Below are 15,025 nucleotides of genomic sequence, written 5' to 3' on the forward strand. Positions count from 1 at the left end.
CATTTATTAATTTATATTAAGATTTATTATGTTGAGGGATAATTTTGAATGATCAATTATCGAATGACATCCCTCCAAGGTTGCCGCAATTAAATTTTATCTTGTCCTGGCCGGACGGGCTTATTTTCTTTTGACACCAAAAGAAACAAAAGTGCCGGCTCGCAATTTTTCTATCCAAGTCAATAGGTAGGCTTATACAGTGCCATCCCGAAAAATTGACTATGCCGGTGTAAGAGCCGAACGAAGAAACAGTGGTTTGGCTTTGCAGGGCTTTTACAGCGATCGTACCTGTAAGCATGTGGTTAAATATCTATCGGTCTTGTGTCCCACCGACCGAAATAAAATACAGCCCCTATCCGCCTGGCGGCATCTTTCCCCCGATGGGAAAGGGTCTGTAATAAGAATTTTTCGCACCTAACGATTGAAAAAAATAATATCAAAACATAGGTCCTGAATCAAGTTCAGGATGACGGCCGCTTTAACCCACCGTTCATACCATGCCCTAAAAACCCATATTCACATTAAGAAACCTCACAGATCTAATGAAGCACCATGCTATTTCCCCCCTGCTCTCCGGCCTAGGAAATGATGGAAGGAGAAGCCGTTGAAATTTTTGCACCAACGTTCAAATACCCCAATACCAAGGTAGCGCGAACGGCTCCTAAAACAAATCTCTATTAAAAAGTAAATCGAGCCCTTGTGCTACCGCTCTTCAAAAATTTCGACGAGCTAATCCGACATCAGGTCCAAGCCTTGACTTTTGCTTCTTTTTGTTAAGAAAAAGAAGATAGCCCTTCGGCGGCAAGCCGAGGTAAGCTAGTGCTGAAAAGCCCATATCCACCTAGCGGCACCTATCCCCGGATGGGAAAGGGTCTATAATAAGCTTCTTTCAATTTCCCTACAACTTCAACTTTCCTTCCTTAAATAAATCAAACGCAGTTTGATAGTTCGCAATGCCTTCATCTACTAATTTTTTTGGGAGGTTAAAAGGCTTCTGCTCATTTTTAGCTTTGTTATATAAATAGGTATCTACCTTTTTATGTGGACTCAACAGTAATAAACTATCGCCTTTAAGGTAAGCAAGCTTTTGATAGGTACCAAGAAACACCCGTGGTTGATAGGTTTTGTCTAAAACGTTTTGGCCGTAAAATTCACTGCTATAATTCCAACCCAATAGAGACCACAGGGTTGGAAATAAATCGATTTGGGAAGTCATTGTTGAGATATTCATCCTTGGCTGATTTTTTAAATTTAAAATCATGCAGGGAATTTGATATTTTGAGATATCAATTTCATTTTTCCCGGCACTGCTGGCACAGTGATCTGCCACGATAATTACAACAGTGTTTGCGTAATAAGGCTTAGTTTTAAGCTTATCAATAAACTTTCCGATGGCATAATCTGTATATCTTACCGCGCCTTCTCTTGTTCCTGATGGAATATTGATTTTATTTGTAGGAAAAGTATAAGGCCTGTGATTAGAAGTAGTCATGATAAAATCGTTGAACAGTTGATGATGTTTATATTTCTCATCTGCATCTTTCAACGAGACATTAAAAATATCTTCATCACAAATACCCCAGGCATTTTCAAAAGTTACCTGCTGATCGGTAATTAAAGTTCTGCTTCCGTTATAAGTTTCGTTGAGTAGTTTCCGGCCTCTGTCTACAATGTTGTAACCGTTAGTGCCGAAGAAATGGTTCATGTTGTCGAAATAACCATCTCCACCATAAAAAAAAGTATTTACATAGCCTTTAGCCTTAAAAACATGGCCGGTAGTAAAAAGATTTTCATTATCGGTACGCCTTACAATGCTACTTCCCGGTGTTGGTGGAATAGATAAACTCAGGGCCTCCATACCGCGAACGGTTCTGGTGCCAGTTGCATACATATCACTAAAGAAAATGCTGTGGTTTGCAAGGGTGTCTAATCGTGGCGTAAGTTGTTCTTTATTTCCGTAATGCGCTAAAAACTCAGCACTCAAACTTTCTACGGTAATTAGAATCACGTTAGGCCGGTAACTGGAATCTGTACCTTTAATGTCGCGTAAAATAGTGAAACCCTTTCTAAAGGTCACATCTTTTTGCTTGAGCTGATTTCTGACAATCTCAAATGCTTTTTTTCCATCAATTAGCTTATAAAATTCATGGTAGTTTAATTCGTTATTTTTAAATGCTGCAAAGAAAGAATAAATTCCAGCTTTACTCAGCTCATTGGCATAACGGTTATTGCCTTGTTCGGCACTGCTGTTTTTAATAAAAATAGAAAATAAAAATGCTGCTGTAATTAAGGAACAGGAAATGATCAGGCGATTTTTAGGAAGTGTTTCTCCCTCAAAGTTTAATTTAAATACTTTCAACCGGAAAAAAATGTATGTCACCGCAAATGCGATTAGCAGCATGCCAGAAATGAGATAGGGAAGTGGGTAAGATTCATTGATGTTATGGATAACCTCATAAGTGTAAATCAGGTAATCTACGGCAATGAAGTTAAATCTACTTTCGAATTCCTGCCAAAACGTAATCTCTGCGAAGAATGCAAAAAGTGTAATCAGCAAAAATAGAACGAAAACTAAAAAAGTAAATATCCGATTCCATTTTTTCTGGTATAAACGATTAGGAATAATCAGTAAATATAAGGCATAAAAAGAAGTGATAATTAAAGCCGTTCCGAGGTCAAAAAAGAGGCCTACGGAATAACATTTGATGATTTCAAATAGGCTAAAGTCAGCATGTTTTGTAGAAGAGATGAAAAGAATAGTACGGATGATAAAAGAAAAAGATATGAAATAAGCGATAAATCCAAACAGAATGGAATACCTGCTCTTGCGTATATTGGTCATTTTTATGATTAATTTGTGCAAGATAGATGTCGATTCTGAAGAAATACTGAAGTTAAAAAATGTGTAAAAAATAAAAGGCCTTCTGTTTATCAGAAAGCCTTAACCATTTGTGTGTGTTAATAATTAGTTATTCGATGCAATCTCTTTTTCTACTGCTTTAATTTCAACCGAACTCATGCTTGTTTTTAAAGCGGCAAATTTATCCATTGTTAATTTTTGATCTTTCCCCATTACCAAAGTGTGGCTATCAGTAGAACCGCTTAATTTTAGGTCTGCCTGATCTTCAATCACTGTGTATAAACCTTCTGTTGTAGTATTGATTTCTGCATGTGCATTTCCTTTTAAAAAGATTTGAAGATATTGAGAGATTAATTTTCCTTCAGTTTTAACAATAGAATTTTCGGTTGCCTGAATTCTGTAAATATTGTCTACGTAAACAATTACCTTGGCTGTTGTTCCGTTGGTAGTTGTAATGCGAAGCATATCACCTTCTTGTGTAATTTTTGCAGTTCCAACATTATCTTCTGTATAAGCAACGCCGGTTGCAGATCTTTGAATCAAAGTAACTTCAACGTTTCCGCTTACTGATACCTTTTTGAAGCCTCTAACAGCGGAGATTGCTAACGGATTAACTGAAGCTGCAGAAGCACTTGTAGCAAATACACCTGTAGATAAAATGATTGCTGTTAATGAAGTTGCGATTAGGGTTTTGATGGAAGTTTTCATGATTTTTTATTTAATAACTGAATGTTAACTAATTGTTATTTAATTGTTTATGTCTTTTTTTGTTGTTCTGTAGATAAGACGTAACTACTTGGAAAATGTTGCAAGCAGTATCATCTTTTTATACCATTTACTTAAAATGTTCGACCAACGGGCATTAATTGAAGACGAAAGCATGAAACCTTTTTTGAACCCAATGTAAAATCTTTTCAATTCGGCTATTGAATTATTCTTTTTCTTATCTTTAAACCATAATATTCTAAATACTGATATGAAGAAAAAGGTTGTGCTAGTTCAGGACAATAAAGAAATCCTGGAAATAATGGACCAGGTATTGGAAGAAGAAGGTTTTGATGTTACGGCATCGTTAACAACTGATCCGGTAGATCGGATTGATGAGATTGAGCCAGATGTGGTTATCGTAGATGATCACATTAAAGGGGATAAAAGAGGATCAGAAGTAATTAAAGAATTAAAATCTGATCCTGAAACGGAAGACGTATCTGCTGTATTAACTTCTACATCTAATAAATTGCCTCAGCAAGCTGAAGAGTGCAAGGCAGATGACTATATCGAAAAACCATTTGACATTGATCATATGATTAATGTGGTGAAGAAAAACAGTTAATTATCTGTTTAAAGTAGGTTCATAAGTATCAGTATTTACAACCGCCTTCAGTTCATGTAAAATTTGATACAAACCAAAATTTGTACGGTTTACATAAATAAAATGTTTAACCCCTCTGGCTTGCTTAAATTCGGGCATTTTTGAAATTTTCTCTCCATAGATATAGAGTTGTTCAAAAAATTCAGTTTTGCTAAAGTCAAAAACCTTGCTGATATAGGGTTTAGCAAAAAGGCTGATCATTTCCCTGTAAGCTTTATAATAAAATTCAACCTGATCTTCTGTATCATCGTGATGAATCATATCAAGCTTTCTGAAAGCATCAATGGTTTTGCTCTTATCATTAATCACATCGGTAGAGATTAGGGAGAAGAAAGGATAATAAAAATCGTTTGGTAACTCTTTAATACAACCAAAATCAATCACGCCTAAATCTTCATTTGGCGTAATCATAAAGTTTCCAGGATGAGGATCTGCATGAACAGCCCTTAGCTCATGTTGCTGAAAATTATAAAAATCCCAGAGTGCCTGGCCGATTTTGTTTCTTAATTCCTGAGACGGGTTAGTTTTTAAAAATTCTTTTAAGTGTAATCCATCCAGCCAATCCATCGTAATGATCCGTTTTCCAGATAAGTCCGGATAGTATTTTGGAAAAACGACATGATCAAGATTCTTACAGTCTTCAGAAAACTGTATCGATCTTTTCACCTCCAACTCATAATCTGTTTCTTCCAATAATCGTTCTTCAACTTCCTTGATATAGATATTGAGTTCTCTTTCAGACATCCCCAGTAATCGGAATGCAAATGGCTTTACCAGTTTTAAATCTGATGAAATGCTATCGCCTACGCCTGGATATTGAATTTTAATGGCAAGCTTTTTACCTTTAAGCGTAGCCTGATGTACTTGCCCGATTGAGGCCGCGTTACTGGAAGAAAGATTAAAGGTATCATAAATCTGTTCTGGCGTTTTACCAAAATTCTTGGTAAACGTACGTACAATTAATGGTCCGGAAAGGGGAGGTGCATTGTATTGCGATTGTGTAAACTTATCTACATAAGATTTTGGCAGGATGTTCTTATCCATGCTCAACATCTGCGCAATTTTTAAAGCACTACCTTTAAGCTCACTTAATGATTTATAAATATCAGTAGCATTATCTTCATTCAACTGATCTCTATCCATACCCGGATTAAAGAGTTTTTTAGAATAATGCTTAATGTAATTGCCCCCGATCTGAAAACCTGTTTTAACAAATTTTGCGGAGCGCTCTACTTTAGTGGTTGGAATACTCTGTTGTGTCTTCATTAATAATTAAAGCCCCATATTTTCTTTAAACTTCCCGTTTCTTGATAAAAACTTTCCGTAATCTATCAGGTTATCAATTGGCGAATGCTGAAAAAGATCGAAGGTTACGTTAATTCCTTTTTCGATGGCTTCATCACTTTTTTCAAATCCATCGCTATCATCGTTGATCCAGAAGTTAACAATAAATGCAAACTGAATCCAAAGGGCATCTTTATACCGTTTGGTTAAAAACTTACGTTCTGCCAGTTCACCGCTCTCCAGGCCGTCATCGATAATTTCTTGAGCAAAATTTTCGAAAATTGGCTTAACACCAGAAAGAACATCGGGCGTAGAGAATTTGCCACGGTAATTTTTTAAACTATAGATCACAAAACTGCGCTCATTCTTTAAATTTTCTAAATAGCTGTAAAAGAAGGAAAGCATTTTTTCTCTCGAAGTATATTGAAGCCATACTTCCTGTTCCTTTATTCTGCTAATGGTTTCGAAAGTAAGCTCAAACCAGATGGCTTTCTCAATGCTTTCAAAAGAAGAATGAAATTGATAAAAATCTGCTTCTGTTATTTTTAGTTTTTTCACAAAACTATACACCGTTTTCGGTTTTTCATTATTGGTTAAAACATAATCTATATATGCTTTTCTAATTTGCTGAGCGGTTGCCATATGCGTGTTTATTTACAATGATAACGTTTTATTGATTCGCTTGTTTTTAAGGAGCCGTAATTGTAAATCATAAATTTGTAATAAATGCTTTCAAAATATTTGAAAGTTAGTTTTTAGCTAACTTATTTAGTTAAATGTGGTGCATTTTTGAAATCTATTTTAGTTATTTAACTAAAAATATTAGTATAATTGTGGGCTTCTTTTAATTCGCAATGATATGATTCAGCTAGACGATTTTTTATATGGTAAAATGGAATTTCCGGAAGTATTCGCCGCGCTACTGGAAACTGATGCCTTGAAACGTTTAGGCGGCATTCACCAAAGCGGAGCAATTTTTTTGGTTAATCCGGATATTTGCCATTCGCGTTTAGAACATGCTATTGGAGTGGCTATGCTAATCAAAAAATTAGGAGGATCAGTATTGGAGCAGATTGCAGGCTTACTACATGATGTTTCGCATACCGCTTTTTCTCATGTTGGCGATTACGTGTTTGATCATGTAGAGGAAGATTATCATGAAAAGGTTTTTGCAGAGATTATTTATAACTCGCAGATTCCTGATGTTTTACTAAAATACGGTTTTAACATCAGTGAGATTATTCATGGTACTTTTAATATTTTAGAGCAACCCATGCCATTACTCTGTGCCGATAGATTAGATTATACCTTACGGGATGGTATTCATGGTAGGGTAATCTCCAGGCAACGTGCCAAACAGTTCTTAAATTCGGTAGTGTTGAGCGATGGAAAAATTGCAGTTAATCAAGACCTTGAGGCCACCTGGATTAATGAGACATTCGAAAAATTAATCAATGAGGTGTTCAAACGCCCTGTTCATTTATATGCCAATGGAAAAATGGCTGAATTAATAAAACGTTTTTTAAGTAAGGGATTGCTGATTGAAAGTGATATGTTTAAAACAGATACATTGTTGCTAAATAAAATCAGAACAAACTTTGAGGGTTACGAAGCAATTAAATCGATCAAACAATTGCGCGGATTTAATGAATATATCCGCCACGGCAAAGTCCCCCAAATAAAAAACAGGACATTAAAGGTTCTTTCGATTTAAGTTAATTTACGTTTGGAAAACATTATCTTCTATTTTAACGTATATTGTAAAAAAGTAACTTATGTCGGCTATAGAGATCATTTTAATCGGAGTGGTAATTTTACTAATATTTGGAGGCAAGAAACTGCCAGAGTTGATGCGTGGAATTGGAAGAAGTGTTAAGGAATTTAAAGAAGCAAAAGACGAGACTGCTAAGAAATAACTTTCATATAAAACCTTTCCATTCTTTGGGCTGTTTTCTTTTTAAATCAATATAAAATGGAAAATCAAAAACAAGGTCAGGAAAAAACTAAATCAGCATTTGTAGAGCAAGCTCAAAATGATCCTGCCAAAGGATTAAATGACTGGAACGATCGTTTGGATGAAAATTTAGAGCCGCAAAAACAAGGCGACACTGATGCTGATGAACGTGCGAAAGATTTTTCAGATCAGGTAGGCAGTGGTGATCAGTCTGATCAGACCAGCGACTGAATATTCTTATTTTAGTTTATATTTAAAATTACCTTATACTCACTTAAAGCAGAATATCAAATCTGTTCGTTTGGTATTTTCTATCGTTTGGTATTTCACTAACCGAAAAAAACTCTACAGGCGCAATTATCATTAGAGTTAGTAACTTTTTACTGGTTTTTATCTTATCCAATTCCTATCGGTTGGTGTCTCACCAACGAAAAACTTATTCCTATAAATTCACTTTTGGTTGAGGTATCTGATACATTTTCTCGAATTTTGTTAAATTTTGCGAACTTACTTTCGTTGTGCCTGATAAATAGTATATTGCATTTCTATTAACCAGCAAATGTACAGCGATTCTCAATTATTTAACAGGCATGAATAAGGGTTTTATATTGGCTGTTATTCTAATATTGTCTATTTCCTTTTTTGCTAAATCTCAGAACGTTTCCAATGAAGGAACAGATTTCTGGGCTGTTTTTCCAACCCATGTGCAAAGTGGAAATGAAGTTGCGAATTTAAATGTTTTCGTCACTTCTAAATATGATACGGAAGTTACCGTTACATGCGGCAGTTTTAGTTCTGGTGTTATTGCTATTCCTGCCAACACTTCTGTCGAAATTCCGGTGGATCGGGCAGCTTCTTATGTAGATGTTACTGATACCAAATTAATTAATAGGGGAATACATATCGTAGTTACTCCAGGAAAGCCAAAAGTTTCTGCTTATGCACACATTTACGCCGGAAATCGCTCTGCAGCTTCCTTAATTTTGCCTTTCGTAGCATTAGGGCAGAAATACTTTTCGGTAAACTTTACACAAAGTACAGACAATTCCAACAATTCGGGACAAAATTATTTAGCCATAGTTGCAGTATCCGACAATACAAAATTGAAGCTTCGAAAAAAAGACGATACGGAAATAGACCTGCCTGAATTGAATGCCGGAGATGTATACGAATATACTTCCGGCGGAAGTGATTTAACTGGCGTATCCGTTTATGTAGATCCTTCATCTGCAGCGTCATGTAACCGCTTTGCTGCCTTTTCGGGTTCGTCTAATGTCAGTATTGCAGATTGTTCCGTGCGAATGACAAGTTCCGATCCACTCTATCAGCAACTTTATCCGCTATCAAGTTTAGGCAAATCATACGGTATAGTTCCTTTTTCCGGGCAGTCTTATTTATATCGGGCGATAGCAGTGGAGTCAAATACGAAAATCTATCAGGATGGAGTTTTAGTAGCAACGTTGCTAAATGCTGGCGATTTTTATTCTTCAATAAGGATGAATAATGCAGCGTTTATTACTGCTGACAAGAACATCATGCTAAGTCAATATATGTTTAGTGTAGGATGTGCATCAAGCGCTGGCGGAGCAGCAGAATTTGGAGATCCGGATATGGTATTGTTAAATCCTGTTGAGTTCATCGTAAACAACATCACCATTTTTTCTGCCGATAAACGACGGATTAATCAGCGATTTCTAAATATTTTAATCAAAACAAATAAGACTTCTTCCTTTAAAATTAACGGAACTGCCCCTTCTGTTACCTGGACACCTTTAACAGGAAACCCGCTGTATTCTTTTGCACAAATCCCGATTTCTGCTAATAGCTTATCCTTGTCCTTATCCGCAGACGAAGGATTCAATGCTATTGCCTATGGTTATGGCATCACGGAGTCGTACGCTTATTCAGCCGGCACTAATCTGGCCGCTAATAATTTTTTAACTGTTGTAAATAGTAATAACAATAATGAAAGTGCTAATGGTTGCGTTGGTGTATTATCTAAGTTTAAAATTACATTGCCGTATCAGCCCAATGCCATTGTCTGGAGCTTAGACAGTGCAACGCCAGTATCACACCTGGAGCTGTTAGAAGAAAAGCAGTTGGCTGATGGAACTTTTCAGTATGTATATAATTCACCTTTTGAACTGGCTTATGCTACCAGTGGAACGCATACCATTGATTTGCAGGCAAATCCTGCTACAAGCACTGCCTGCACCATCATAGACCCTAATCTTACCTACATTTTTAATGTTCTCAATCTACCTATCGCTGATTTTGAGATAAATACCATGGCAACATGTGCTAATGATGATCTTAATTTTACAAGTAAAGCAGATCCAAGTGGTGTAGTGATTTCCAATTGGATATGGGATTTTGGCGATGGTACTGCGACCGTAGATGAAAAAAATCCTAAACATCAATATGCTGCAGAAGGGGATTATGCAGTTAAACTACTGGTAAAATCAGTTGATGGCTGTTGGTCTGACGTGGCTGCGATAAAAACAGTTCATGTAAATCCTTTGCCCGTTGCAGCATTTACGATATCGCGTAATATCAGTTGTGTAAATACCGATATTTTATTTACAGATCAATCGACCATTAGCCGCTCATCAACGGCCTCATCACAAATTGTGAAGTGGGAATGGGATTTTGGTGATGGTTCAACTCCCGAAGTGCGTTTATCAAGTGCCCCCTTTATACATCAGTTCTCGCAGGTAGGAACGTTTTCAGTTAAGCTAACCACAACTTCTGATCTTGGGTGCGCAACAACATCAGCTATTGAATCAATTACCATTAATGCCTTACCAATAGCAGACTTTCTTTTGCCTGCGGTGTGTTTTGATGATCGGGTAGCAACATTTATCAACCAATCCAGAAACCTGGATAATACAGCGAATGGCCTGAGCTATGAATGGAATTTTGGTGATAACATTTCGGCTAATAATATTTCTTCCGCTGTAAACGGAGCACATTCGTATTCTACTCCTGGTGTTTATCAGGTAACCTTGAAAATTAGAAATCAGGATGGTTGTGAAGTTTCAATAACACAGTCTTTCACCTTGAACGGGCAAGTACAAACGGCAGATTTTGCCATTCAAAATCAAGGTATGCTTTGCAACGGATCAGATGTAATCATTAATAATTTATCTACTGCATTTAGTGGCCAGATCACTAAAATAGAGGTTTATAAAAATGTTGTTAATGAGCCCACTAATAAAATCACCATAGATCACCCAACTGCTGATGACATTATTTTAAATTACAATGGCTTAGATGTTTCAGTTGATAATGAAGTTACAATTAAACTCATTGCTTATTCGGGTATAGTATGTTTTAAAGAGGTCTCTAAAATAATTACTTTAAAAGCTGCACCGATATTAACAGTTGATGCAATTGCACCAGTTTGTGAGAACGATGGAAATGTAAATTTTAACCAGTTTCATGAGACTTCAGGAATTGCCGGCGATGGCGGCATTTATTCGAGTAATGGAAACTGGCTGAGTGCTAACGGAACTTTTAATCCCAAATTAGCAGGAGTGGGTTCGCACAACATCACTTATACCTTTGTGGCAGATAATGGTTGTTCATCATCCATTACAAGCAGCATTATGGTTAGTGAATCACCCGATGCTAATGCTGAATCGACAGTTTTTATGTTGGCAGGAGGGGAGATAAAGCTTCCTGCTGTTGCGAACGGTGAAAATTTAACCTATCGATGGAGTCCGGCATTGGCCTTAAATAATGATAAAATTCTAAATCCAGTGGCAAGCCCTAATGAAGATACTGAATATACTTTAACCGTTATTGCAAATCCAAGTGGTTGCGAAGCAAGAACAAAAGTATTGGTTAAAGTATTACAGGTGCTAATACCACCAAATTCCTTTACCCCGAATGGAGATAATGTAAATGATGTTTGGAATATTAAATACATAGAAAGCTATCCTAAGGCAACAGTAACAGTATTTAATAGAAATGGAAATAAGGTTTTCTCCAGTAATGGCTATCAGAATCCGTTTGATGGCAATTTCCAGAATGAGCCGCTACCTGTTGGCGTTTACTACTATATTATAAATCCTGGGAATGGAAGAAAAACAATTACCGGACCGCTCACTATAATCAGATAAGCCAATTGAAAAAGTATTTACTTGTTTTCGTTTTACTTATGTCAGGTCAGGTATTTGCACAGCAAAAGCCGCAATACACGCAATATATTTTTAACCAGTATTTACTAAACCCCGCACTTTCCGGGATAGAAAACTATGTTGATTTTAAAGGAGGTTACCGGAAGCAGTGGTCGGGGATAGCAGATGCGCCACAAACATCCTTCGTTTCTGCAAACTGGGCTTTAGGTGATCGTCAGTTATGGAGTAATGCGCTAACTTCTTTTCCGGAGCAAACGGGGAATCCGATGGATCGGAATTATATGCAAAATTATATGTCTTCTCCATCGCATCATGGTATGGGTGTTACAGCCGTATTAGATAAAACTGGCCCGTTAAAGCGGTTGGATGCCAATTTAACTTACGCTTATCATATACAACTTAGTAATAATTTCAATTTATCTGCTGGCGTTGCTGCTGGTATTTCAAGTATTTCTCTGGATGTTAATGCTTTATCTTTTGATACGCCATATGATCCTGCACTTTCCAGAGCCTTGGTTAATCAAATAAAACCTGATTTAAGTCTTGGGCTGTGGCTTTATGGAGCAAGGCTATTCGCAGGTTTATCAGCGCAACAGATCTTGCCCCAAAAGTTAAGCTTTTCTGCAGATAATCAATATAATCAAGGGAAGGAAGTTCCCCATTTTTTTGCAACAGCGGGTTATAAATTTTTTGTTGATGAAGAGATTGCCGTGATTCCATCGGTGATGGTAAAGTATGTTAAACCATCGCCCACTGCTCTTGATTTAAATATTAAACTGGCATTTAAAGATAAGCTCTGGCTTGGTGGCAGTTATAGAAAAAATGATTCCTTTTCTGCTTTGGCAGGATTTAATGTTGGCAAAATGGTTAACCTCACTTATTCATATGATTTTACAACATCCGAACTTAATCAGGTGAGTAATGGAAGCCATGAAATTGTGCTGGGGATATTACTGAATAATATCTACAAAGTTCCATCATACATTAAAATGTGGTGATGTTGGTTGTTTGGGAAATGGGTTTTTGGTTGTTTGGGAATAGGTTTTTGGTTGTTTGAGAAACTATTTTTTACTAAGCAACTAACCAACCAACCAAAAAACCAACCAACTAACTAACTAACCAACCACCTACAATTCTTTTCTCAACCTCGCAACCGGAATATTCATTTGCTCACGGTATTTGGCTACTGTTCTTCTGGCAATATTGTAACCACGTTCTTTTAAAATTTCAGTCAGTTTTTCATCAGCTAAAGGTTTACGTTTATCTTCATTTCCAATACAATCTTCAAGAATCTTTTTAACTTCTTTATTGGATACTTCTTCGCCATTTTCAGTTTGGATGGCTTCAGAGAAGAATGATTTAAGTAAATAGGTACCGAACTCCGTTTGCACGTATTTTGAGTTAGCCACCCTGGATACCGTAGAGATATCCATATCAATTTTATCGGCAATATCCTTAAGAATCATCGGACGCATTTTGCGTTCATCAGCCGTTAAAAAATATTCGTACTGATAGTGCATAATGGCATTCATTGTTTTAAGCAAAGTTTGTTGCCGTTGCTTAATCGCATCGATAAACCATTTGGCGGAATCTAATTTCTGCTTTACAAACTGAACAGCTTCTTTAAGTTTTTTATCTCTCGAAGATGCTTTATCATAATGCTCAAACATTTCCTGGTAAGAGCGACTTACCTTAAGTTCAGGTGCATTTTTAGAATTTAAGGTTAAAATCAGAACGCCATCATTATTGCTGATGTGAAAATCAGGAATAATTTGCATCTGTTTGGTGGTTACCTGATTGGCATCACCTGGTTTAGGATTTAAACGAAGAATCTCGTTCACTACTTCCTTTAATTCTTCACTATCTAAACCAAGACTTTTTTCGAGTTTATCGTAATGTTTGCGTGTAAATTCATCCAGATAGTTCTCTACAACGTTCATTGCTTTAACAATAATCGGATTATTAGAGTCTTTCCTTTTAAGTTGAATGAGCAAGCATTCTTTTAAATCTCTGGCACCTATGCCCGGAGGGTCAAAACTTTGAATTAGCTTCAACATCTCCAAAACGTCTTCCTCTTCCACCATCACATTTTGCGAGAAGGCCAGATCATCAATCATAGAGCCGAGCGGGCGACGTAAATAGCCGTCATCATCTAAACTTCCAATAATTTGCTTGCCTATAATAAAATCCTGATCCGATAGCGGAACCAGATCTAACTGTTCCTGAAGGCTTTCGAAAAAAGTACTTTCAATGGCAATGGGAGTTTCTTTTTTCTCTTCATCATCATCACTATTATTATAATTGGTACTGTAATCGTTGGTGCTATCATCTTGCAGGTAGTCATCAACGTTAAACTCGTCCATACTGTTATCTTCAGCTGGTCCTTCAAATTCTTCAGGTCCGTCGTTCAGATCGTCATATTCTCCCTTTGGTTCTTCCTGAGTCATTAAGCTAGGATCTTCCAATGCAGGGTTTTCTTCGAGTTCTTCTTTAATTCTGGTATCTAAAGCAACAGTTGGCACTTGCAACAATTTGATGAATTGAATTTGTTGGGGTGATAACTTCTGTAGTAATTTTTGTTGTAGGTGTTGCTTTAGCATATTATATAATAGAATGGGCGACAAAAATAAACAAATCCTTTCAGATATTTTATGGAATTACTTCCAAATGCCTTCGATTGCTTATTTAATTATCGCTAATCGTTTGTATTGAGTTTAATGTTTGTTACTTTAGTGATTAAATAACTAAAACAAACTTTATGGCCTTTGTAAAAGAATTCAAAGATTTTGCAGTTAAGGGAAATGTTCTCGATTTAGCTGTCGGTGTAATTATTGGTGCTGCATTCGGGAAGATTGTAAGCTCCTTAGTTGAAGATATTATTACTCCGGCTGTATTAGGTCCGGCATTAAAAGCGGCTGGTCTCGAAGATTTAAGTAAGCTGACCATCGCCGGTACGGCAATTAAATATGGTAATTTTTTGTCGCAAGTGATCACATTTATTATCGTTGCATTGGTTTTATTCCTGATTATTAAGGGAGCAAATAACTTAAAGAAAAAAGAAGCCGTTGCTGCTGCTGCACCACCAGTTCCAACTAAAGAAGAAATTCTTTTAGCAGAAATCAGAGATTTGTTAAAGGCAAAAGCATAATTTTTTTTACCCGCTCTTTGTCGCTGGGGCATGGTACTTTGGATCGCCAAAGTACCCAAAGCGCTTTGTCAATTCGGCAAGGGGCCTTTTACATCACCCCATACGCATCAAAAAAACAGTGACATTTTGTTTTACGTTCAATACACTTTAAAGCTTTGAATCTGCTTCTATGAACACAAAACCACTGCGTTTAAGGTTTGTTAGTGCGATGTGTTCTATTGTGCAAGTGTTTTTTTGATTTTCCCGGCCCTTGGGATTGACGGTG

The 15,025-nt window shown here is 36.7% G+C and carries 12 protein-coding genes; 7 read left to right on the forward strand and 5 right to left on the reverse strand.

Going from position 1 to position 15,025, the window contains the following annotated elements; genetic code table 11:
- Positions 1–898 precede the first annotated feature (898 nt).
- Complete coding sequence (locus tag ACN1CD_RS18805) at positions 899–2,842, reverse strand: LTA synthase family protein (protein WP_419131966.1); 1,944 nt, start codon at positions 2,840–2,842, stop codon at positions 899–901.
- Between the two features lie 123 nt (positions 2,843–2,965).
- Complete coding sequence (locus tag ACN1CD_RS18810) at positions 2,966–3,568, reverse strand: GIN domain-containing protein (protein WP_419131967.1); 603 nt, start codon at positions 3,566–3,568, stop codon at positions 2,966–2,968.
- Positions 3,569–3,836: 268 nt separating this feature from the next.
- Between ACN1CD_RS18810 and ACN1CD_RS18815 the strand changes: the two genes are divergently transcribed.
- Positions 3,837–4,193 carry a response regulator gene (locus ACN1CD_RS18815; protein WP_419131968.1) on the forward strand — a complete coding sequence of 119 codons (357 nt, stop codon included), beginning with the start codon at positions 3,837–3,839 and terminating at the stop codon, positions 4,191–4,193.
- On the opposite strand, the gene ACN1CD_RS18820 is transcribed toward ACN1CD_RS18815, so the two are convergent.
- On the reverse strand, positions 4,194–5,498 hold the full coding sequence (locus ACN1CD_RS18820) for an ABC1 kinase family protein (protein ID WP_419131969.1): 1,305 nt from the start codon (positions 5,496–5,498) through the stop codon (positions 4,194–4,196). It abuts the gene before it with no gap.
- A gap of 6 nt (positions 5,499–5,504) precedes the next feature.
- A complete protein-coding gene (locus ACN1CD_RS18825) occupies positions 5,505–6,158 on the reverse strand; it encodes a TetR family transcriptional regulator C-terminal domain-containing protein (protein WP_419131970.1) in 654 nt (217 codons plus the stop codon).
- A gap of 217 nt (positions 6,159–6,375) precedes the next feature.
- On the opposite strand from ACN1CD_RS18825, the gene ACN1CD_RS18830 reads away from it, so the two are divergent.
- The 5 genes from ACN1CD_RS18830 (at position 6,376) to ACN1CD_RS18850 (ending at position 12,610) form a co-directional block, all read left to right on the forward strand.
- Positions 6,376–7,230 carry an HD domain-containing protein gene (locus ACN1CD_RS18830; protein ID WP_419131971.1) on the forward strand — a complete coding sequence of 285 codons (855 nt, stop codon included), beginning with the start codon at positions 6,376–6,378 and terminating at the stop codon, positions 7,228–7,230.
- A 61-nt stretch (positions 7,231–7,291) separates the two neighbouring features.
- Positions 7,292–7,432, forward strand: coding sequence for a twin-arginine translocase TatA/TatE family subunit (tatA, locus tag ACN1CD_RS18835; RefSeq protein WP_419131972.1), 141 nt, complete (start codon positions 7,292–7,294; stop codon positions 7,430–7,432).
- Between the two features lie 56 nt (positions 7,433–7,488).
- Positions 7,489–7,701, forward strand: coding sequence for a hypothetical protein (locus ACN1CD_RS18840; RefSeq protein WP_419131973.1), 213 nt, complete (start codon positions 7,489–7,491; stop codon positions 7,699–7,701).
- 359 nt (positions 7,702–8,060) lie between these two features.
- A complete protein-coding gene (locus ACN1CD_RS18845; RefSeq protein ID WP_419131974.1) occupies positions 8,061–11,594 on the forward strand; it encodes a PKD domain-containing protein in 3,534 nt (1,177 codons plus the stop codon).
- Between the two features lie 5 nt (positions 11,595–11,599).
- Positions 11,600–12,610 carry a type IX secretion system membrane protein PorP/SprF gene (locus ACN1CD_RS18850; protein ID WP_419131975.1) on the forward strand — a complete coding sequence of 337 codons (1,011 nt, stop codon included), beginning with the start codon at positions 11,600–11,602 and terminating at the stop codon, positions 12,608–12,610.
- A 129-nt stretch (positions 12,611–12,739) separates the two neighbouring features.
- On the opposite strand, the gene rpoN is transcribed toward ACN1CD_RS18850, so the two are convergent.
- Positions 12,740–14,212, reverse strand: a complete 1,473-nt coding sequence (gene rpoN / locus ACN1CD_RS18855; RefSeq protein WP_419131976.1) for an RNA polymerase factor sigma-54 — start codon at positions 14,210–14,212, stop codon at positions 12,740–12,742.
- A gap of 158 nt (positions 14,213–14,370) precedes the next feature.
- On the opposite strand from rpoN, the gene mscL reads away from it, so the two are divergent.
- Positions 14,371–14,760 (forward strand): large-conductance mechanosensitive channel protein MscL, encoded by a 390-nt coding sequence (mscL, locus tag ACN1CD_RS18860; protein ID WP_419131977.1) that lies wholly within the window; start codon positions 14,371–14,373, stop codon positions 14,758–14,760.
- The last annotated feature ends 265 nt before the right edge of the window (positions 14,761–15,025 follow it).

The organism is Pedobacter sp. N23S346 (assembly GCF_048515415.1).
Taxonomy (GTDB): domain Bacteria; phylum Bacteroidota; class Bacteroidia; order Sphingobacteriales; family Sphingobacteriaceae; genus Pedobacter.